The organism is Cellulosimicrobium sp. AB352 (assembly GCF_049538415.1).
GTDB classification, from domain to species: Bacteria; Actinomycetota; Actinomycetes; order Actinomycetales; family Cellulomonadaceae; genus Cellulosimicrobium; species Cellulosimicrobium funkei.
On sequence record NZ_JBMVFX010000011.1, the window covers coordinates 1 to 20460 of the forward strand.

Genomic DNA, 20460 nt, shown 5'->3' on the forward strand with positions numbered 1-20460 from the left:
GTCCTCCGCCGCGCGGACGACCTGCTCGAGCCAGGAGCGCCGCGCGGCGAGCGCCGTCTCGGCCTCCTTGACCGCGCGCGCGTCCCCGCGGCTCTGCGCGGCGGCGAGGTCGGCCTCGAGCGCCTCGATCGCGGCCTCGAGCTGTGCCGCCGCACCCTCCGCGCGGGCGCGCGTCTCGGGGTTGCTCCGCGTCCACTGCGCCTGCTCGGCGTCGCGGACCGCGTTCTCGACGGCACGCAGGCGGCCCTCGACGCGCTGCAGGTCGCCGCGCGGCACGCGGCCGGCCTCCTCCCAGCGCTCCTGGAGGTCGCGCAGCGCAGCCTTGGCCGCGGCGAGGTCCTTGACGGGCACGAGCGCCTCCGCCTCGGTGAGCAGCGCCTCCTTGACCTCGAGGTTCGCCGCGTACTCGGCGTCCGTCGCGGAGTTCACCGCGTCGCGCGCCTGGAAGAACGTGTCCTGGGCGGCGCGGAAGCGGGCCCACAGCGCGTCGTCGTCCTTGCGGCTCGCCCGGCCCGCGGCCTTCCAGCGCGCCATGAGGTCGCGGTACGCGCCCGCCGTCGGGCCCCAGTCGGTGCTCGACGACAGCGCCTCGGCCTCTGCGACCAGCTTCTCCTTCGCGGCCTTGGCGGAGGCGTTGCGCTGCTCGAGCTCGGCGAAGTAGTGCCGGCGCTCGCGGTCGAACGCGGTGCGCGCGTGGCTGAACCGCTTCCACAGCGCCTCCTCGCTCGCGCGGTCGATGCGCGGTCCCGAGCGCTGGGCCTCCTTCCAGCGCTCCAGCAGCCCGCGCAGCTCCTCGCCCGCGGGCCGCCACTGCATGCGGCTCGGGTCGGTCGCGGCGATCTTCTCCGCAGCCTCGATGATCTCCGTGCGGGCCTCGAGAGCCGCGGCCTTCGCCGCGGCGCGCTCCGCCTCGAGCTGTGCGCGACGCTCGGCAGCGGCGCCGCGCAGCGACTCGACCTGCGCCCGGAGCCCGTCGAGGTCGCCGACCGCGGAGGGCTCCGCGGTCTCCTCGGTGAGCCGGGCGATCGTCTGGTCGATCTCCTTGACCGACAGGTCTGTGCTCGTCAGCCGCGCCTCGAACAGCGCGACCTTCGCCTGGAGGTCGAGGTAGCGGCGCACGTACAGCGTGAGGGCCTCGTCGGCGCCGACGCCCGGGAACTGCCCGACGGAGCGCTCGCCCGCGCTCTCGCGGACGTACACCGTGCCGTCCTCGTCGACCCGACCGAACGCGGCGGCGGCCTTGGCGGCGGCCGAGTCGTCGGCCAGCGCCGGGACGGCCGGGACCTCCGGCACGACGGCCGCTGCGGCGGGAGCGCCCGCGGCCGGGGCGGCCGGCTTGCGCGGTGGGTGCGGGAGCGCCGACGGCTTGGGCCGCGGCCCGGGACGCGGGGCGGCGGGCCGGGGTGCCGCCCCGGCGGGTGCCGTCGTCTCAGCGGGTGCCGTCGCCCCGGTGGTGGGAGCTGCGTCGTCGGCTGCGTCGGCGGCAGGCGCCTCCGCTGCCGCGGCAGCGGGCGTGTCGGTCTCGGCCTCGGCGGCGGGAGCGTCGTCGGCCGCGGGGGCCCCGGTCTGCTCGGCCGCGGGGGCGGTCTCGGCCTCCGCTGCCGGTGCGTCGGTCGCCTCGGCCTGGGCGGCAGGCGTGGCCTCCACCTGCTCGGCCGGGGCGGCGACCTCGGCCGCGGCGGAGGCGGGACCCTCGTCGGTGGCCTCGGTGGCCTCGGTGGCCTCGGTGGCCTCGGTGGCCTCGGTGGCCTCGGTGGCCTCGGTGGCCGAGGTGGCCTCGGTGGCCGAGGTGGCCTCCGGCGTCGGCTCCACGTCTGTCGCGTCGACCCGTCCGGTCTCGCTCGCCTCCGCGGGCTCCGGTGCCGGTGCGCTCGCCTGGTTCTGGGCGGGATCGCTCACTGGGTCTCAACTCCTTCGATGGTGACCGGGGTGGCGGGGGACCCGTCGCCGGATCCGTCCTGCGTCCCCGCGTCAGCGACTGCCTGGACGACGTCCAGGCCGGACGTGATGGTGCCGAACACCGTGTAACCACCCGCTGCGTCGGACGGGATGGTCGAGTCCTCGTAGACGAGGAAGAACTGCGAGCCCATCGAGTCGGCGTCCCCGCCCTGGCGGGCCATGGCGACGGTCCCCGCGGGGTAGACGTCGTCGGTGGGGGCGTTCTCGACGGGGCCGAACTTGTAGCCCGGGTCGCCCGTGCCGGTGCCCGTCGGGTCGCCGCACTGGAGCACGTAGATGCCCGACGTCGTGAGGCGGTGGCACGACGTGCCGTCGAAGTACCCGGACTCGGCGAGGGACACGAAGCTCGCGACCGCCTGCGGGGCGGCCGCGCCGTCGAGCGTGAGCGTGAGGTCGCCCGCGCTCGTGGTGAGCGTGGTGGTCCAGTCACGGCCCTCGGCGGCGGACGCGGGCGGCAGGGTGTGCTCGCCCGAGGGCGCCGCGCCCGTGTCGCCGCCCGGGTCGGTGCCGGGATCCTGGGTGGCGGCGAGCGCCCACCAGACGGCGACGCCGATCACGACGAGCGCGACGACGACGCCCACGATCGACCACGTGCGCTGGCGCTTCGCCCGGAGCTGGGCCACGTGACGGTCCCACTTCTCCTCACGACGACGCGCCTGCTCGCGCTCGCGACTCTTCGTCGACACCCCAGCTCCTTCGTCCGGCGCCGCGACGGCGCGCACGGTCGACCCCGGTGCTGCCGTGGTCGGTACGGGACAGTCTAGGCACCGAGAACCCTGGTGGCGGGTGGATTTGCCGCGCGCAGGTCACGGTCCGGTATCGACGGCGCCGCCCGCAACCCGCGCTGCGCCCGCCCGGAGCCGCCCCGCCGCCCGTGCCGCGGGCTACCCTCGCCCTCGTGGACCGACCTCGTGGCACGACGCCGACGCCCCCGGCCGAGCACGGCCCGATCCCGCCCGGACCGGCCGTGCACGTGGTGGTGGCGCCCGTCTTCGGCACGAACTGCACGGTGGTGAGCGCTCCGGGCGGCGACTGCGTCGTGATCGACGCGGGGGCGGGGGTCGCGGACGCCGTCGTCGCGCACGTCCGCTCCGCCGGCCTCGTGCCCCGCGCGGTGCTCGCGACGCACGGCCACGTCGACCACACGTGGGACGCCGCCGCGCTCGTCGACCGCTTCGGGGTGCCCGTCGTGCTGCACGCGGCCGACGCGTACCGGCTCGCGGACCCGTTCGGGAGCCTGGAGCACGGCGGGTCCGCCGCGAGCCGGCCGGGCGCCGTCGTGTCCGGCCCGCTCGGCGCGGCGCTCGCGGCGGCAGGCGCCGGGCCGCAGGACTACCGCGAGCCGGGCCGCGTCGAGACGTTCGACGTGCCCGCGGGCGGCGAGCGGGAGCTGCGCTGGGGCGGCGTCGCGCTGCGCGCGGTGGGCGCGCCCGGGCACACCGAGGGCTCCACGCTCTACCTGGTCGGCGAGCCGGGATCGGGCCTCGTGCTCAGCGGCGACGTCCTCTTCGCGGGCTCCGTCGGCCGCACCGACCTGCCGGGCGGGGACGGCGCGACGATGGCCCGCACCCTGCGCGACGTCGTCGCGCACCTGGACCCGGCCTGGGACGTGCTCCCGGGGCACGGCCCGGCGACGACGGTCGCGCGCGAGCTGGCGACGAACCCCTTCCTCGCCCGCTGAGCGCGGGTCCGGGGGCCGGACGATGCGGTCGTCGGTCCCGGTGTCTGGGAAGATCTGACCCATGGCCAGGCCCACACCCCTCTCCGGTTTCCCCGAATGGCTCCCCGACGGTCGGATCGTCGAGCAGCACGTCCTCGACACCCTGCGCCGGGTGTTCGAGCTGCACGGGTTCGCCGGGATCGAGACGCGCGCGGTCGAGCCGCTCGACCAGCTCCTGCGCAAGGGGGAGACGTCGAAGGAGGTCTACGTCCTGCGCAGGCTCCAGGAAGAGACGCAGGACGACGCCGCGGCCGGGTCGGCCGCGAAGGGCGACAAGCAGCTCGGCCTGCACTTCGACCTGACCGTCCCGTTCGCGCGCTACGTGCTCGAGAACGCCGGGCACCTCGCGTTCCCCTTCAAGCGCTACCAGATCCAGAAGGTGTGGCGCGGCGAGCGCCCCCAGGACGGGCGCTTCCGCGAGTTCACCCAGGCCGACGTCGACGTCGTCGGCGCGGGCGAGCTGCCCTACCACTACGAGGTCGAGCTGCCGCTCGTCATGGCCGAGGCCCTGGGCGCGCTGCGCGACATCGGGGTGCCCGAGGTCCGCGTCCTCGTGAACAACCGCCGGGTCGCCGAGGGGTTCTACCGCGGGCTCGGCATCGACGCGGTCGACGACGTCCTGCGCCAGATCGACAAGCTCGACAAGGTCGGCCCCGAGAAGGTCGCCGCGCTGCTCGAGTCCGAGGCGGGCACGACGCCCGAGCAGGCGCAGGCGTGCCTCGCGCTCGCGGGCATCAGCGGGAGCGACGCCGGCGTGGTCGACCGCGTGCGGGCGCTCGCGGCCGAGCACGGCGTGGAGAACGAGCTGCTGGAGACCGGGCTCGGCGAGCTCGGCGCGCTGATCGAGGCCGCGAGCGCGCGCGCCCCGGGCGTCGTCGTCGCCGACCTCAAGATCGCGCGCGGCCTCGACTACTACACCGGGTCCGTGTACGAGACCGTGCTCGTGGGCCACGAGCAGCTCGGCTCGATCTGCTCGGGCGGCCGCTACGACACCCTCGCGTCCGACGGCGCGAACACCTACCCCGGCGTCGGCCTGTCGATCGGCGTGTCCCGGCTCGTGTCGCGCCTGCTCTCCGCCGGCCTCGTGCGCGCGACGCGCGCGGTGCCGAGCGCCGTCGTCGTGGCCGTCACGAGCGAGGAGACGCGCGACGCCTCCGACGCGGTCGCGCACGCGCTGCGCGCCCGCGGGGTGCCGGTCGAGGTCGCGCCCGCCGCCGCGAAGTTCGGCAAGCAGATCCGCTACGCCGACCGGCGCGGCATCCCGTTCGTCTGGTTCCCCGGGCGCGTCGAGCACGACGGCACGCGCTCGCCCGACCAGGTGAAGGACATCCGCTCGGGGGAGCAGGTCGACGCCGACGCCGCGACGTGGGAGCCGCCCGCCGAGGACCGCTTCCCGCGCGTCGTGCCCGTGGAGGGCTGACCCGCCGCACCGGGGAGGGGAGGGCGACGTGACGCGACCGGTCGAGCTCGCCCTGCCCTTCCAGGGGACGTGGCTCGTGCGCAACAGCCCGGCGCGCCGCGTGCCGAGCCACGGCACCGACCTCTTCGCGACGACGTACGCGATCGACTTCGTCGCCGTCCGAGGGCGGCGCACCGCCGCCATGCGCGACTGGCGCACCGTGCTGAGCACCGAGCCGCCCGAACGGTTCGTCGCGTTCGGGCGGCCCGTGCTCGCCCCGGCGGCGGGCACCGTCGTCACGGTGCACGACGGCGAGCCCGACCACGAGGCCCGCCGGTCGCCCACCGCGCTGCTCGGCTACGCGCTCACGCAGGCGGCGCGGGCGCGCGGCGGTGCCGCGGCGCTCGCGGGCAACCACGTGGTGCTCGCCCTGGACCCGCCCGGCACGTACGTCGTCCTCGCGCACCTGCGCGCCGGGTCCGTGGCCGTCGTGCCCGGCCGACGGGTCGAGGCGGGCGACGAGCTGGGCCGGTGCGGGAGCTCGGGGAACTCGACGCAGCCGCACGTGCACCTGCAGGTCATGGACGCGCCGGACGCGCTCGCCGCCCGCGGGCTGCCGCTCGTCTTCCGGGGCTTCCGCGAGCGGTCCCGCGACGGCTCGTCGCGCGTCGTGGACCTCGGCGTCCCGGCGGAGGGCGCGGTCGTCGAGCCTGCGTGACCGCGGTCCGGCAAGCCTCACGCCGTGAGCGCGCCCAGCCCCGTGACCCAGCCCGCACGGACCCCGACGACGACCACCGCCGCGGCGACGGCGAGCACGACGACCGCGGCGACGACGTCGGGCACGCCGAGCGGGACGGGCCGCGCCGTGGTGCGTGGACCGGAGCCCAGGCCGCGCGACTCGAGCGCCACGGTCAGGCGCTCGGACCGGCGCACGGCGCCGACGAGGAGGGCGAACGCGGCGGTCCCGAGCGCGCGGGGGGACCGGGGGAGCGTGCCGGGCCGCCGCCGCGGGTCGCGCACGGCCTGCGCGCAGCGGATCGTGTGCCAGGCGTCGGGCAGCTCGACGAGCAGCCGGTGGGCCGCGAGCACCGCGTACGTCCACGTCAGGGGCAGCCGCCCGTGCTGGTGGAGGCTCGTCATGAGGTGCACCGGGTCGGTCGTCACCGCGACCGTGAGCGAGAGGGCGCCGACGAGCAGCGTGCGCACGGCGAGCCCGGCGCCGATCGTCAGGCCGTCGGAGCCGACGGTGACCGGGCCCAGGTCGACCGGGTCGCCGCCGGGCCGGGTGGCGACGTTGACGACCAGCAGGCTCGTCGCGAACACGAGGAAGGGCACGTGCGCCAGGGCGAGCGTGCGCACGGGGACGCGTCCCGCGACCAGCAGCGCCGCGACCGTGAGCACCCACCCGATCGCGGGGGTGTACGGGTCGGTGACGAGCAGCGCACCCGTCGACACGACGAGGACGGTCGCGAGCTTGACCGTCGGGTTCCAGCGCCCGAGGGGCGTGCTGTGCGGAGCGGTCACGGGGCGACCTCCGCGAGGGCTGCGGGCGCGGTCTCTGCGGGGTCGGCTGCGACGGCGCCGACGGTGGCGTCGAGCGCCCGGACGAGCGCGCCCGGGTCCACCCCGTGGCGGCGGCCCGTGCGGGCCCACCACGCGAGCAGGGGAGGACGGCGCAGGCGGGCGCGCCGGCACAGCGCGTCGTCGGCCAGCACGGTGGCGGGCGGCCCCAGCGCCACGAGCCGGCCGCCGACGACGACGGCGACACGGTCGGCGAGGGCCGCGACGAGCGCGAGGTCGTGCGTGACGACGACCACCGCGCCGCCCGCGTCGGCGCGCTCGCGCAGCGCGTGGGCGACGGCGTCCGCCTGGGCGCGGTCGAGCCCCGACGTGGGCTCGTCGGCGAGGAGGACGGGCGGGTCGAGCACCGTCGCCGTCGCGAGGGAAAGGCGCCGCTGCTCGCCGCCGGAGAGCCGGTACGGGTTCGCGTCGGCGAGGTGCGCGAGGGCGAACGCGTCCAGGGTGCGCGCGACGCGTCCGTCGACGCCGTCGAGCCGCGCGAGCCGGGCCGACCAGGCGACCTCGTCGCGGACCGTGCGCGCGAGGAGCTGGTGCTCCGGGTCCTGGAACACCATCGCGACGGGCGCACCGGGCGCCGTCGTGACCTCGCCCGTGGTCCGTTCGAGTCCCGCCAGCCCGCGCAGGAGGGTCGACTTGCCGCCGCCGTTCGGCCCCACCACCGCGAGCACCTCACCCGCGTGCACGTCGAGGTCGACGTCGCGCACCACCGGCGTCTCGTCCCGCCCGCGCCGCCGGTGGCCTGCCGCGGCACGGTGCACCGCGAGGCGTCGGGCACGCAGGGCGACCGGGCCGGCGTCCGCGGCGCGGGGGTCGACGGTGCGGGGGTCGGCGGTGCGCCCGAGGTTGACGAGCCAGGCGTCGGTCGCGGGTGCGCCGAGCGGGCCCGGGGCTCCGGCGCGCTCCAGCCGGATGTCGAGCGGCAGCCAGCACCCGAGCGCGGCGAGCGTGGCGGCGTGCGCGCGCAGGACGGCGGTCGTGGGGCCGTGCGCGACGACGCGACCGGTGTCGTCGAGCACGAGCGTCGCGGCCGGGAGTGTCCCGACGTCGTCGAGGCGGTGCTCGACGAGCACGACCGACCGGCCGGGGGTGTCGGGCGCGTCCCGTCCGGGCGCCCGGACGAGCCCGCCCACGAGCGTCCCGACCTCGTGCGCCGCCGCCGGGTCGAGGAACGCCGTCGGCTCGTCGAGGACCACGAGCTCGGGGTCGGCGACGAGCGCCGCCGCGAGGGCGACGCGCTGCGCCTCGCCCCCCGACAGCGCGTGGGTCGGCCGGTCGTGCAGGTGGTCCGCACCGACGGCGGCGAGCGCGGTGGCGGCGCGGGCGTCCATCGTGCGCGGGTCCGCCGCCCGGTTCTCGAGCGCGAACCGCAGCTCGTCGTCGACGCGGGCGAGGCAGAGCTGGTCGCCCGGCCGCTGCTGGACGAGGCCGACGCGCGCGGCGAGCGCCGCCGGGGTCGTGTCGCGCGGGTCGACGCCCGTCACGCGCAGGTCGCCCGTGACCGACCCCGGGAGCGTGTGAGGCACGACGCCGACGAGCGCACGCAGCAGCGTGGACTTCCCGCAGCCCGAGGGGCCGAGCACGAGCAGCCCGGTGCCCGCGGGGACGGTGAGCGTGAGGTCGTCGAGCACGCGCGTGCCGTCGTGGCCCACGGTGACGGTCAGACCGGCGGCGGCGACGGCGTCGGGCACGTCGCCGGGCACGTCGCCGGGCACGGCGTCCGGCGTGACGTCCGGTGCGGCGGTCGGTGCCTCAGCCACGGCGGTCGGCCCCGATCGCGAAGGCGTCGAGCGCGCCGGTGCGGGCGAGGGCGTCGCCGAGGAGGCGCGCCGCGATCCCGCACAGCACGACGCACGAGACGACCTGTACGCCGAGCCGGAGCATCGCGTAGTCCTGCCCGAGCCAGCCGAACCGGACCGCGTTGAACGCGTACGTGACGAGCGCCGCGCTGACGCCCGACGCGACGAAGACCCACCAGCCGTAGCGGCGGTACCGGGTGAGGGCGAAGGGGACCTCGGCCCCAACGCCCTGGACGAGCCCCACGAGGACGAGCAGCGGGCCGGCGGGCGACGCGAGGAAGACCACCTCGACGAGCGCCGCGAGCGTCTCGGTGAGGATGCCGACGCCCGGCTTGCGCACGATGTACGTCGCGAGGGGGCCGACGACGATCCACGCGCCCGCGAGCACGTTGGCGGCGAGGTCCGCGAGCGGTCCCATGGCGAGCTGGAGCGGGGCCCAGAGCTGCACGAACGCCCAGTAGACGAACCCGAACACGACCCCCAGCACGGCGACGAGGACCGTCTCGTGGAGGGTGAGGCCGCGGCGACGGGCACGGCTCGGGGGAGCGGCGACGGCCTCGTGGAGACCAGGGGCGGGCCGCGCGCCGTCGGGCACGCCGTCGGGCGTGGCGCCGGGCGTGGGGGTGGGCGGGGTCGCCCGGGGCGGCGTGGTGCGGGGCTCGGTCATGCGGTTCCCTCCGTCGGGCCCCCGGGGCGAGGGGTGCACGACGGCGCGCCACCGCGCCCCGCGCGGACGGCACGCGCGGGGCGCGGGCACGAGCGCGCAGGGGACGGTGACGTCCGCCCTGCTCCCTTCGCTGGTACGAACCAGATCAGGTTCCACGGGTCTGCAGGGGGGACGGGTGTCCGGCCTGCACTCTCAGCGCTCATGCGCTCCCCGGGGGCGTTCGGCCCGACCCTAGGGCCTGGACGCCCGCCGGACAATCCCGGCGTCTCACCCACCGGGACGCCCGGCCGCCGTGAGAAGGTGACGGCGACGAGGAGCCCGCGCGGACCGGGGACGGGCTCCGACCACGAGGGACGAGGCAGCGCGCATGACCCGAGACAACGATTCCGCCGCGGTCGCAGAGCTGGACCGCCTCGACGAGGCCGTGCGGAGCGCGCCCGCGGGCGACACGTCGGCGCAGATCGCGCTGTGGCGGCAGACGGTGCGCCTCGGCACGTGGTTCTTCATCGCGCGGGGGTCCGAGGACCAGCCCCGTCCGTACGCCGTCGCTGCGGACCAGGGGCCCATGATCTGCCTCTACAGCAGCGCCGCGCGCGCGGACGAGGCGGCCCGGGCGCTCGGTCTGGCGGACGACGAGACAGGCTCCGTGCCGCTGCTCGGGGTACCTGTGCCGGCGGCGATCGACTACGTCGCGTCCTTCGGCGCGGCCGGGGTCGTCGGTGTCGCGCTGGACCACCCGCGCATCGGCCACCACATCCCCCTCGGGAACCTGGCGCTGCTCAAGGCGTGGTCCGCCGACGGCTGACCCGCTCTTGACAGCGCGTTCGAACGTTTGTTCGAATGGCGCGATGCGGTGGGACGGACAGGTGCTCGGCGCGGACGACGGCGCGCTCCCCGGGCTGGAGCGGGTCGGCCTCGTCCGCAGCGTGCGCACGCCCGAGTTCGCGGGCATCACGTTCCACGAGGTCACGGCCAAGAGCGCGCTGTCCAAGGTGCCGGCGATGTCGCGCATGCCGTTCCGGTGGACCGTCAACCCGTACCGCGGGTGCAGCCACGCGTGCTCCTACTGCCTCGCGCCCGCCACCCCGGTGCTGCTGGCCGACGGCGCGCAACGGCCGATCGGCGAGCTGCGTGTCGGCGACGAGATCGTCGGCACCGTCCCGCACGGCGCGTACCGGCGCTACGTGCGTACCCGCGTGCTCGACCGCTGGACCACCCGCAAGCGCGCCTACCGCGTGACCCTCGCCGACGGCACGCGCCTCGTCGCGAGCGGCGACCACCGGTTCCTCACCGAGCGCGGGTGGCGCCACGTCGTCGGCGGTGCCGGGCACCGTGCCCGCCTGGCGCTCGGCGACGTACTCGTCGGGCCGGGCGCCGCGGCGCTCGCGGAGGGGCGGCCCGTCCTCGACGGCCAGGACGTCACCGGCGGCGAGGCGCTGCGCGTCGACTCCCTGGAAGCGCTCGACGGGCCGGGGGAGACGACGGAGCTGGTCGACATCACGACCGGCACGCGCGACTTCGTCGCCGCGGGGGTCGTGAGCCACAACTGCTTCGCCCGCCCCACGCACCAGTACCTCGACCTCGACGCGGGGGAGGACTTCGACCGGGAGGTCGTGGTCAAGGTCAACGTCGACGACGTGCTGCGGGCCGAGCTCGCCCGCCCGTCCTGGGCGCGCGAGGCCGTCGCGCTCGGCACCAACACCGACCCGTACCAGCGCGCCGAGGGTCGCTACCGCCTCATGCCCGGCATCATCGACGCGCTCGCCGGGTCGGGCACGCCGCTGTCCGTGCTGACTAAAGGCACGCTCCTGCGCCGGGACCTGCCCCTGCTCGTCGACGCCGCCTCGCGCGTCGAGGTCGGGATCGGCGTGTCCCTCGCGCTCCTGGACCCCGAGCTCCAGGCGAGCGTCGAGCCGGGCACGCCCTCGCCGCGCGCGCGGCTCGACCTCGTCCGCACGGTCCGGGAGGCCGGTCTGCCGTGCGGCGTCATGGTCGCCCCCGTGCTGCCGTGGCTCACCGACTCGACCCGCGCGCTCACCGAGCTGCTCGACGCCGTCAAGGACGCGGGCGCGACCGGCGTCACGGTGCTGCCGCTGCACCTCAAGCCCGGCACTCGCGAGTGGTACATGGGCTGGCTCGCGCGCGAGCACCCGCGGCTCGTCCCCGGTTACGAGCGCGTGTACGGCTGCGGCACGTACGCCTCGACGGCGTACCGGTCCTGGCTGTGGGACCGGGTGCGGCCGATGCTCGAGGCGCGCGGGTTCGCCGTCGCGGGGCACCGCGGCCCCGCGGGCGTCGAGGGCCGGTTCCGCCGCGGCGAGCCCGGCGACCGGCACCGCCGGCCAGGGCCGCCGACGGACGGCGCCTACCCGGCCGGCAGCCTCGCCGTCGACCCGGCGCCGCAGGACGCGCGCCACGGCCACGGCGGGGCGCTCGCGGGCATGCCCGTGGACGGCGGCGGGCTCGACGTCGTCGGCGGGGGAGTGGAGCAGGTCCTGTTCTGACCTGTCTCAGGCGTCGGCGAGGCGCGCCGGGAAGCCGCCCGTCGCCACCGGTCCCCAGCGCGTGATCGTCAGCCGCACGAGCGACTTGCCCTGGGTGACCATCGCGGCGCGGTACTCGTCCCAGTCCGGGTGCTCGCCGCCCACGGCGCGGTAGTAGTCGACGAGCGGCTCGACCGACTCGGGCAGGTCGATCACCTCCGCCTCGCCGTCGACCTGCACCCACGGGTCGGAGAACCGCTCGCCCAGGGACAGCAGCGACGCGCGCGGGTCGCGGCGCACGTTGACCGCCTTGGCGCGCTCCGGGTACGTCGACACGACGACCCGACCCGCGTCGTCGACCCCGTACGTGACCGGGCTGAGCTGGGGACGGCCGTCGGCGCGGGTGGTGGCGAGGACGCCGTCGTGCCGGGAGCGCAGGAACTCCTCGAGCTCGTCGCGCTCGACGCGCCGGTTCGTCGCGATGGTGCGTGCCACGGGTCACCCTCCTTCGTGCGGGCGGCGGGCCGGACGGCCCTGCCGCGGCCGGTCGGCCCGTGCGCGCCCGCAGGCGCCGCGCCGGTCCCGGCGGTGCCGCCACGGGACGTCGCGGCGGCACCGCCACGGTATCCGGTCGCCCCCGCCGGTCGAGAGCCGACCGTCGACCGCCTCCGGTCGGAGGTATCCGGTCGAGCCGCCCGCCCGCCCGCACTAGACTTCAGCGGACGCGCCCCCGCTCCGGGAGCGCGACCCCCCACCGCCCACCTGGAAGGAACCCTCCGTGCTGCGCACCCGAACGGCCGGCTCACTGCGGGCCGAGCACACCGGTCAGACCGTCACCCTCACGGGCTGGGTCGACCGTCGGCGCGATCACGGCGGCGTCGCCTTCATCGACCTGCGCGACGCCTCCGGCATCGCCCAGGTCGTCATCCGCGACGAGGCCGTCGCGCACCCGCTGCGCAACGAGTTCGTCCTCCAGGTCACGGGCGAGGTCTCGCGCCGCCCCGACGGGAACGAGAACCCGTCCCTGCCCACGGGCGAGATCGAGGTCGTCGCGACCGACGTCGTCGTGCTCAACACCTCCGAGGCCCTGCCGTTCCAGGTGTCGACGGCGCTCGCGGACACCGAGACGATCGGCGAGGAGGCGCGCCTCAAGCACCGCTACCTCGACCTGCGCCGGCCCGCCCCCGCGCACGCCCTGCGCCTGCGCGCCAAGGCGAACCAGGCCGCACGCCGCGTGCTCGACGCCGAGGAGTTCGTCGAGATCGAGACGCCGACGCTCACCCGCTCGACGCCCGAGGGCGCGCGCGACTTCCTCGTGCCCGCGCGCCTCGCGCCCGGCTCCTGGTACGCGCTGCCGCAGTCGCCCCAGCTGTTCAAGCAGCTCCTCATGGTCGCGGGCATGGAGCGCTACTACCAGATCGCGCGCTGCTACCGCGACGAGGACTTCCGCGCCGACCGCCAGCCCGAGTTCACGCAGCTCGACGTCGAGATGAGCTTCGTCGAGCAGGACGACGTCATCGCGCTCGCCGAGAAGATCCTCGTCGCGCTGTGGGAGCTCATCGGGTACACGATCCCGACGCCCATCCCGCGCATGACCTTCCACGACGCCATGCGGCTGTACGGGTCCGACAAGCCCGACCTCCGGTTCGGCAACCCCCTCGTCGAGCTCACGGACTACTTCCAGGACACCCCGTTCCGCGTGTTCCAGGCCGAGTACGTCGGCGCCGTCGTCATGGCGGGCGGGGCCTCGCAGCCGCGTCGCCAGTTCGACGCGTGGCAGGAGTGGGCCAAGCAGCGCGGCGCTCGCGGCCTCGCGTACGTGACGTTCGGCGAGGACGGCACGCTCGGCGGCCCCGTCGCGAAGAACCTGTCCGACGCCGAGCGCGAGGGCCTGCGCGACGCGACCGGCGCGCAGCCGGGGGACGCCGTGTTCTTCGCCGCGGGCAAGACGTCGGACTCGCGCGCACTGCTCGGCGCCGCGCGCCAGGAGATCGCGAAGCGGACGGGTCAGATCGACGACGACGCGTGGGCGTTCGTCTGGATCGTCGACGCGCCGCTGTTCAAGCCGACCGGTGAGGACGACGACGTCGACCTGGGCCACTCCGCCTGGACCGCCGTGCACCACGCGTTCACGTCGCCCACCCCGGACTGGGTCGACACGTTCGAGCAGAACCCGGGCGAGGCGCTCGCCTACGCCTACGACATCGTGTGCAACGGCAACGAGATCGGCGGCGGGTCCATCCGTATCCACCGTCGGGACGTGCAGGAGCGCGTCTTCGACGTCATGGGGATCGGGCCCGAGGAGGCGCAGGAGAAGTTCGGCTTCCTGCTCGACGCCTTCAAGTTCGGTGCGCCCCCGCACGGCGGGATCGCGTTCGGCTGGGACCGCATCGTCGCGCTGCTGACGAAGTCGGACTCCATCCGCGACGTCATCGCGTTCCCCAAGTCGGGCGGCGGGTACGACCCGCTGACGCAGGCACCGGCCCCGATCACGCCCGAGCAGCGCAAGGAGGCGGGCGTCGACGCGAAGCCCGCCGCCCCGTCGCGCGACGGCGGCACCGAGGGCGGCGCGGACGGCGACACGACCGGTGAGAGCGGGCGCACGGACGCCTGACCCCAGCACGCTCGACGCCGAGGGCGCGCCACCCTGCCGGGTGGCGCGCCCTCCGCGCGTCCGGAAGCTGTTGATCCCGCTGCCGCGAGCTCAGGATCTTGAGCAGATCCTGAGGTTTCGCTGCGCCGACGCGGCGGGTCCCTCGCGCCAGGGCGCGCAGGATCGATCCCGTCGGACACCACGAGAACGAGGCACTCATGACCGCCCTGCTCACCGACCGCGACGCGGTCGACGTCGTCGAGCCTGCGCCCCACGGCGCCCGGCTCGACCGTGATCGGTGCACGCCCGACGAGACCCGGGGCGTCCCGGGCCGCCACCACGGCCCCCGCACGTGAGGGAGGACCTGCGCCAGGCGTGGACGGCGCTCACGGACGACCTGGACGGCGACGTGCAGGCGGTCCGGCGCTTCTTCGTCGCGTACCGGGACCTCGTCGTCCCACGGGTCGACGCGGCGGCGGTCGCGCTCGCCCGGGGCGACGACGAGGAGGCGCGCAGCACGCTGCTCACGGTGCGGTCGACGTCGCTCATGGTCGGGGCCGCGGAGGTCGGGGACGCCGCCTCCGCGGTGCTCGACCGGCACCGCGCCGGGCACCGCACGACCGCGGACGAGGCGCGCGCGCTCGCGACGCTGCGGGCCGCCGCGCGCAGCGCGTGCGACGAGGTGGCGCTGCTGCTCGGCGACCCGCCGCCCGCCGTCGGTCAGCCCGTGGGGTCGAACCGGTAGCCGACGCCGCGCACGGTGCGGATCCACCGGGGCGACGACGGACCGTCGCCGAGCTTGCGGCGCAGGTTCGCGATGTGCACCTCCACGCTGCGCCGGTCCGCGTCCGTGACGTACGTGCCGGCGTCGTACTCCTCGCCCCACAGGACGCGGACGAGCTCGTTGCGGCTGACGACGCGACCCGCCGCCTCGACGAGCGCTCCCAGGAGGTCGTACTCGCTGCGCGTGAGGTGGACGGCCTCGCCGTCGACCGTGGCGGTGCGGCGCGGGACGTCCAGCAGGAGCCCGTCCGACCCCACGAGGGTCGGCTCGTGGTCCGCCGGGGCGGGCCGGGCGGCGTCGGCACCGTCCGACGGCAGGCCGCGTCGCGGGCGCCGCAGGAGGGCCTCGATCCGGGCGCGCAGCTCGCGCGGGCGGAACGGCTTCGTCTGGTAGTCGTCGGCACCGGCGTCCAGGCCCATGAGAGTGTCGATCTCGTCGGTGCGCGCGGTGAGCATCACGATGTAGGTGTCGGAGATCTGACGGATGCGCCGGCACACCTCGAACCCGTCGATGTCGGGCAGGCTCACGTCGAGGGTCGTCACGACCGGGTCGGTCCGCCGGACGAGCTCCACGCCCTCGACGCCGGTCGCGGCCGCCTCGGTGACGAAGCCTGCCTGACCGAGCACCGTCTGCAGGAGATCACGGATCTCCGCGTCGTCCTCGACGATGACTGCGGTGCGTGTGTTGTCCGCCATCCGTCTCCCCCCGTGCGACTGAGTCTGCCGCCTACCGTAGCCGCCCGCGGGAGTGCCCGCGCACGAACCGTCCCCGCCGGTCGGAGCGTCTCAGTGGGTGATCGCGAGCCGACGGTGCACCCGGCGCAGCGGCCCGGGTGCCCACCAGTTGTACCGCCCGAGCAGCGTCATCGTCGCGGGGACCAGCAGGAGGCGCACGATCGTCGCGTCGATGAGGACGGCGACGGCGAGCGCGAACCCGACCTCCTTGATGACGAGCAGGTCGCCGAACACGAAGCCCGCGAACACGACGACGATGATCGCCGCCGCCGACGTGATGATCCGCCCGGAGCGCTGCAGGCCCAGGCGGACCGCCTCGTCGTTGGAGAGCCCGGCGTCGTACAGCTCCTTGATGCGCGCGAGCAGGAACACCTCGTAGTCCATGGCGAGACCGAACGCGAACGCGACGACGAGCGCGACGACGTACGTCTCGATCCCGCCCACGGACGAGAAGTTCAGCAGCCCTTCGAGGTGACCGTCCTGGAAGACCCACACGAGGACCCCGAGCGAGGCGGCGAGCGACAGCGCGTTCGTCAGGAGCGCCTTCACCGGCACGACGACGGAGCCGGTCATGAGGAACAGCAGCACGAGCGTCGCGCCGACGACGATCCCCACGGCCCACCACACGCGCTCGCCGAGCGCCTCGAGGAAGTCGACCTGCCCCGCCGCCTGACCGGTGACCCACACCTCGAAGCCCGGGTCCGTCGCGCGGACCTCCCGCACGACCGACACGGCCTCCGGGCCACCGGCGTCGTCCGCGTCGACGTGCACGCCCACGACGGCGTACGACCCCAGCGGCACCGCGGGGTCGACGCTCTCGACGCCGTCGAGCGCCGCCACGTCGTCGGCCCACGCCTGGGCGTCCTTGACGCTCGCGTCCACGACGGCGACGACCTGGGCGCCCGCACTGGACGGGTACTGCGCGGCGAGCTCGTCCACGAACTCGCGCTGGGGAGAGCCCTGGGGGAGCAGCTCGATCCCGGAGTTCCGCAGCTGCAGCCCGAGCACCGGCAGCGCGAGGACCACGAGGAGCGCCGCGGTGGTGAGCAGCACCCACAGCGGGTGCCGCTGGACGCGCCCCGCGAGACGGGAGAACGCGCCCTCGTCCGACTGCACGTCCGCGGTCCGGGCGAGCACGCGGCGCAGGCCCGGGACCCGGCCGAGCAGCCCGGGGCGGGCGAGGCGACGGCCCGAGTACGCGAGCAGCGCCGGGACGAGGGTGAGCGCCGTCGCGACGGCCACGAGGACGACGCCGAGCCCGGCCGCGCCGACCGCGCGCAGGATGTCGGGGCGGAACACCATGAGCCCCGCGATGGAGATCGCGACCGTCAGCGCCGAGAACGCGACCGTGCGGCCCGCGGTCTCCATGGTGCGCACGAGCGCCGCGTGCACCACGCCGTCGCCGCGCCGCCGGCGCAGCGACGGGTCGTCGCCCGCCTCGATCAGCCGGTGCAGCTCCTCCCGGAACCGCGACACCACGAGCAGCCCGTAGTCGATGGACAGGCCCAGGCCGAGCAGGGTGACGACGTTGACGATGGAGGCGTCGACGTCGAGCACGTACGTCAGGCCCAGCAGCACCCCGAGACCGGCACCGATCGACGCGACGGCCCCGGCCATCGGCATCGCCGCGGCGAGGAACCCGCCGAAGACGAGCACCATGATGAGCAGCGCCACCGGGAGGGCGACGGCCTCACCCGTCGTGAGGTCCTCCTTCACCTGGCTCGTGATCGCCTCGACGATGAGCCCGTTCGACCCCACGAGGCCCGTCGCGTCGCCCGCCGCCTCCGGGGCGGCGTCCGCGAGCACGCCCGGCACGGCCTCGAGCTGCTCGACGACGCGGTCCGCGACCGCGTCGGTGCGCTCGGCGTCGAGGTCGGTGCGCAGGGTCACGACCGAGAGGAAGCCGCGCCCGTCCTGCGCGACGAGCGACTGCGCCGCCGGGTCCTCCACGCCGCCCGGGATCACGTACGGGTCGATGACCGTGTCCACGCCCTCGACGGCGACGAGGTCGGCATCGACCCCCGTCATCGCCTCCACGACCTGCGGGTCCGCCGGGTCGACGCCGGACACCAGGAGCGTGATCTCCGTCCCGCCCTCGTCGTTCTCCGCGAGGACCTGCGACGCCCGCTCGCTGTCCGAGCCCGGGATCGTCGGCGCGCCCGTCGTCACACGGTCGAACACGCTCTCCCCGTGGACGCCGAACAGCGCCAGCGCGAAGCCGAGCGCTGTCAGCAGGACCCACACGACGACGGTGAGACGCGGGTGGCGGGCGACACGACGACCGAGGCTCGAGAACACGAGCGCCAGCATCCCACCCGCCCGCGCCGCGTGTCAGATCCCCCGCGCCCCGGGGCCGGACGTTCACCCGACCTCCTCGACCCGGCACCGCCGCGTGGGCGGCGGTGCGTAGGCTCGAGCCATGTCCACCGGTGATCTCTTCGGCGGCGACCTCTTCGGTGCCGCCACGTCCGGCGCGCAGGGCACGCCGCGACCCGGACCGGGGGCCCCGCTCGCCGTGCGCATGCGCCCCGCCACCCTCGACGAGGTCGCGGGCCAGTCCCACCTCCTCGTGCCCGGCTCGCCCCTGCGGCGGCTCATCCGGTCCGGCAGCGAGAGCGACGCGTCCGGCGGCCGCGCCGCGCCCGGCTCCGTCATCCTCTGGGGCCCGCCCGGCACCGGGAAGACGACGCTCGCCTACCTCATCGCGACCGCCTCCGGCCGCCGCTTCGTCGAGCTCTCCGCCGTCACCGCGGGCGTCAAGGACGTGCGCACCGTCGTCGAGGACGCCCGGCGCCGCCTCGCCACCGGCGGCGAGGAGACCGTCCTCTTCATCGACGAGGTGCACCGCTTCTCCAAGTCCCAGCAGGACGCGCTCCTGCCCAGCGTCGAGAACCGTTGGGTCACGCTCGTCGCGGCGACCACGGAGAACCCCAGCTTCTCCGTGAACTCGCCCCTGCTCTCCCGCTCGCTCCTGCTCACGCTCCAGCCCCTCGGGGACGACGACGTCCGCGCCCTCGTGCGGCGCGCCGTCGCCGACGAGCGGGGGTTGGGCGGCCTCGTCGCGCTCACCGACGAGGCCGAGGACCACCTCGTGCGCCTCGCGGGCGGCGACGCGCGCAAGGCGCTCACCGTGCTCGAGGCCGCCGCGGGCGCCGCGCTGTCCGACGCCCCGGTGCCCGTGCCCACGACGGCCGTCCCGGCCGACGACGAGGCTGCGCTCCCCGAGGGTGCGGGGAGCGGCACGCCCGACGCGGGCCCCCCGCCGGTGCCCGTCGACCTCGACGCGGTCGAGCGCGCCGTCGACGTCGCCGCCGTGCGGTACGACCGCGACGGTGACCAGCACTACGACGTCGTGTCCGCGTTCATCAAGTCGATGCGCGGCTCCGACGTCGACGCCTCGCTGCACTACCTCGCCCGCATGATCGCGGCGGGGGAGGACCCGCGCTTCATCGCCCGCCGCATCGTCATCGCCGCCGCGGAGGACGTCGGCATGGCCGACCCCTCGGCACTACAGACCGCCGTCGCCGCCGCCCAGGCCGTCCAGCTCATCGGCATGCCCGAGGGACGCATCGTCCTCGCCGAGGCCGTCGTGCACCTCGCGACCGCCCCCAAGTCGAACGCCGCCTACCTCGGGATCGACGCGGCGCTCGCGGACGTGCGGGCCGGGAGGGCGGGGTCCGTCCCGCCGCACCTGCGCGACGCGCACTACCCGGGCGCCAAGCAGCTGGGGCACGGCGCGGGCTACCGGTACGCGCACGACGCGCCGCACGGTGTCGCGGCGCAGCAGTACCTGCCGGACTCCCTCGTCGGATCGCGGTACTACACGCCCACGGACCGCGGGTACGAACGGCAGGTCACGGAGCGCCTCGGGCGCATCCGCGACATCCTCGACCAGGACGGCCCCGCGCGCTGACGAGGGAGGGGACCACGGCGCCCCACGTGCGGTAGACTGCTCAGGTTGCCTTCGCGGCGACCACCTGGGACCTCGGCCCCGACCCCTCGCTTCTCCTCGCGGTGGAGCGCGCGGTCCATCGGCTGGTCCCGCACCCGGACCCGGTTCTCGGGACCAGGTGTGACGTCAGAACCCGAACGACAGGAATGAGATACCGCTGTGACGTCTGTCAAGCGCTCGCGCCGCCAGGTCCGCCTGAGCCGCGCCCTGGGCATCGCCCTCACCCCGAAGGCCGTCAAGCACTTCGAGAAGCGCCCGTACCCCCCGGGTGAGCACGGCCGCGCCCGCCGCCGCACCGAGTCGGACTACGCGGTCCGTCTCCGCGAGAAGCAGCGTCTGCGCGCCCAGTACATGCTCCGCGAGAAGCAGCTCGCGCGTGCGTACGAGGACGCCCGCAAGGACAAGGGCCTGACCGGTGAGGCGCTCGTCGAGAACCTCGAGATGCGTCTCGACGCCCTCGTGCTCCGCGCCGGCTTCGCCCGCACCATCCTGCAGGCGCGCCAGGCGGTCACGCACCGCCACATCCTCGTCGACGGCAAGATCGTGGACCGCCCGTCGTTCCGCGTGAAGCCCGGCCAGACCCTCCAGGTCAAGCCGAAGAGCCAGGCGACGACGCCGTTCCAGGTCGCGGCCGCGGGCGCGCACCGCGACGTGCTGCCGGCCGTCCCGGGCTACCTGGACGTCCAGCTCGAGAAGCTCAGCGCGGTGCTCACGCGTCGCCCGAAGCGCGCCGAGGTCCCCGTGCAGTGCGAGGTCCAGCTCGTCGTCGAGTACTACGCTCGCTGATTTCTG

The 20460-nt window shown here is 75.6% G+C and carries 18 protein-coding genes and 1 riboswitch; of the genes, 10 read left to right on the forward strand and 8 right to left on the reverse strand.

Annotated elements, in window-relative coordinates; all coding sequences use genetic code 11:
• A partial coding sequence (locus ACPCUX_RS09595) for a DUF349 domain-containing protein (RefSeq protein ID WP_423388620.1) occupies positions 1 to 1899 on the reverse strand: 1899 nt, incomplete at its 3' end.
• Positions 1896 to 2645 carry a peptidylprolyl isomerase gene (locus ACPCUX_RS09600; RefSeq protein ID WP_144682666.1) on the reverse strand — a complete coding sequence of 250 codons (750 nt, stop codon included), beginning with the start codon at positions 2643 to 2645 and terminating at the stop codon, positions 1896 to 1898. The genes ACPCUX_RS09595 and ACPCUX_RS09600, both read right to left, overlap by 4 nt.
• Before the next feature lie 212 nt (positions 2646 to 2857).
• On the opposite strand from ACPCUX_RS09600, the gene ACPCUX_RS09605 reads away from it, so the two are divergent.
• The 3 genes from ACPCUX_RS09605 to ACPCUX_RS09615 all read left to right on the forward strand — a co-directional run bounded on the left by ACPCUX_RS09605 (position 2858) and on the right by ACPCUX_RS09615 (position 5796).
• On the forward strand, positions 2858 to 3640 hold the full coding sequence (locus tag ACPCUX_RS09605) for an MBL fold metallo-hydrolase (protein ID WP_423388621.1): 783 nt from the start codon (positions 2858 to 2860) through the stop codon (positions 3638 to 3640).
• 61 nt (positions 3641 to 3701) lie between these two features.
• Entirely contained in the window at positions 3702 to 5099 is a 1398-nt protein-coding gene (gene hisS, locus ACPCUX_RS09610; RefSeq protein WP_423388622.1) for a histidine--tRNA ligase, read from the forward strand.
• A 28-nt stretch (positions 5100 to 5127) separates the two neighbouring features.
• A complete protein-coding gene (locus ACPCUX_RS09615; protein WP_423388623.1) occupies positions 5128 to 5796 on the forward strand; it encodes a M23 family metallopeptidase in 669 nt (222 codons plus the stop codon).
• 17 nt (positions 5797 to 5813) lie between these two features.
• Here ACPCUX_RS09615 and ACPCUX_RS09620 read toward each other — a convergent pair whose 3' ends face one another.
• Genes ACPCUX_RS09620 through ACPCUX_RS09630 form a run of 3 tightly spaced genes read right to left on the reverse strand, consistent with a single transcriptional unit; the run spans position 5814 to position 9122 of the window.
• Entirely contained in the window at positions 5814 to 6602 is a 789-nt protein-coding gene (locus ACPCUX_RS09620; RefSeq protein WP_076404909.1) for an energy-coupling factor transporter transmembrane component T family protein, read from the reverse strand.
• The gene (locus ACPCUX_RS09625; protein ID WP_423388624.1) at positions 6599 to 8416 is read right to left on the reverse strand and encodes an ABC transporter ATP-binding protein; all 1818 of its coding nucleotides are present in this window, start codon (positions 8414 to 8416) and stop codon (positions 6599 to 6601) included. The genes ACPCUX_RS09620 and ACPCUX_RS09625 overlap by 4 nt, the downstream gene beginning before the upstream one ends.
• Positions 8409 to 9122 carry an ECF transporter S component gene (locus tag ACPCUX_RS09630; protein ID WP_423388625.1) on the reverse strand — a complete coding sequence of 238 codons (714 nt, stop codon included), beginning with the start codon at positions 9120 to 9122 and terminating at the stop codon, positions 8409 to 8411. Before ACPCUX_RS09630 ends, ACPCUX_RS09625 begins: the two co-directional genes overlap by 8 nt.
• 103 nt (positions 9123 to 9225) lie before the next feature.
• A riboswitch (TPP riboswitch) is annotated at positions 9226 to 9345 on the reverse strand.
• A gap of 144 nt (positions 9346 to 9489) precedes the next feature.
• On the opposite strand from ACPCUX_RS09630, the gene ACPCUX_RS09635 reads away from it, so the two are divergent.
• Complete coding sequence (locus tag ACPCUX_RS09635; RefSeq protein ID WP_034650696.1) at positions 9490 to 9927, forward strand: hypothetical protein; 438 nt, start codon at positions 9490 to 9492, stop codon at positions 9925 to 9927.
• Between the two features lie 43 nt (positions 9928 to 9970).
• Complete coding sequence (locus tag ACPCUX_RS09640; RefSeq protein ID WP_144723136.1) at positions 9971 to 11626, forward strand: Rv2578c family radical SAM protein; 1656 nt, start codon at positions 9971 to 9973, stop codon at positions 11624 to 11626.
• A 6-nt stretch (positions 11627 to 11632) separates the two neighbouring features.
• On the opposite strand, the gene ACPCUX_RS09645 is transcribed toward ACPCUX_RS09640, so the two are convergent.
• The gene (locus tag ACPCUX_RS09645; RefSeq protein WP_423388626.1) at positions 11633 to 12100 is read right to left on the reverse strand and encodes a PPOX class F420-dependent oxidoreductase; all 468 of its coding nucleotides are present in this window, start codon (positions 12098 to 12100) and stop codon (positions 11633 to 11635) included.
• A gap of 283 nt (positions 12101 to 12383) precedes the next feature.
• On the opposite strand from ACPCUX_RS09645, the gene aspS reads away from it, so the two are divergent.
• From aspS to ACPCUX_RS09660, 3 genes are all read left to right on the forward strand, one after another.
• Complete coding sequence (gene aspS, locus ACPCUX_RS09650; protein WP_409141751.1) at positions 12384 to 14219, forward strand: aspartate--tRNA ligase; 1836 nt, start codon at positions 12384 to 12386, stop codon at positions 14217 to 14219.
• A gap of 197 nt (positions 14220 to 14416) precedes the next feature.
• Entirely contained in the window at positions 14417 to 14554 is a 138-nt protein-coding gene (locus ACPCUX_RS09655; RefSeq protein WP_158097192.1) for a hypothetical protein, read from the forward strand.
• Entirely contained in the window at positions 14551 to 14943 is a 393-nt protein-coding gene (locus ACPCUX_RS09660; protein WP_085387988.1) for a hypothetical protein, read from the forward strand. Before ACPCUX_RS09655 ends, ACPCUX_RS09660 begins: the two co-directional genes overlap by 4 nt.
• Here the strand turns inward: ACPCUX_RS09660 and ACPCUX_RS09665 are convergent.
• Entirely contained in the window at positions 14919 to 15677 is a 759-nt protein-coding gene (locus tag ACPCUX_RS09665) for a response regulator transcription factor (RefSeq protein WP_061267267.1), read from the reverse strand. The genes ACPCUX_RS09660 and ACPCUX_RS09665 overlap by 25 nt on opposite strands.
• Before the next feature lie 90 nt (positions 15678 to 15767).
• On the reverse strand, positions 15768 to 18014 hold the full coding sequence (locus ACPCUX_RS09670; protein WP_423388627.1) for an MMPL family transporter: 2247 nt from the start codon (positions 18012 to 18014) through the stop codon (positions 15768 to 15770).
• 121 nt (positions 18015 to 18135) lie between these two features.
• Between ACPCUX_RS09670 and ACPCUX_RS09675 the strand changes: the two genes are divergently transcribed.
• Complete coding sequence (locus ACPCUX_RS09675) at positions 18136 to 19629, forward strand: replication-associated recombination protein A (protein ID WP_043657024.1); 1494 nt, start codon at positions 18136 to 18138, stop codon at positions 19627 to 19629.
• A gap of 198 nt (positions 19630 to 19827) precedes the next feature.
• Positions 19828 to 20454 carry a 30S ribosomal protein S4 gene (gene rpsD, locus ACPCUX_RS09680; RefSeq protein ID WP_021483439.1) on the forward strand — a complete coding sequence of 209 codons (627 nt, stop codon included), beginning with the start codon at positions 19828 to 19830 and terminating at the stop codon, positions 20452 to 20454.
• Positions 20455 to 20460 lie beyond the last annotated feature (6 nt).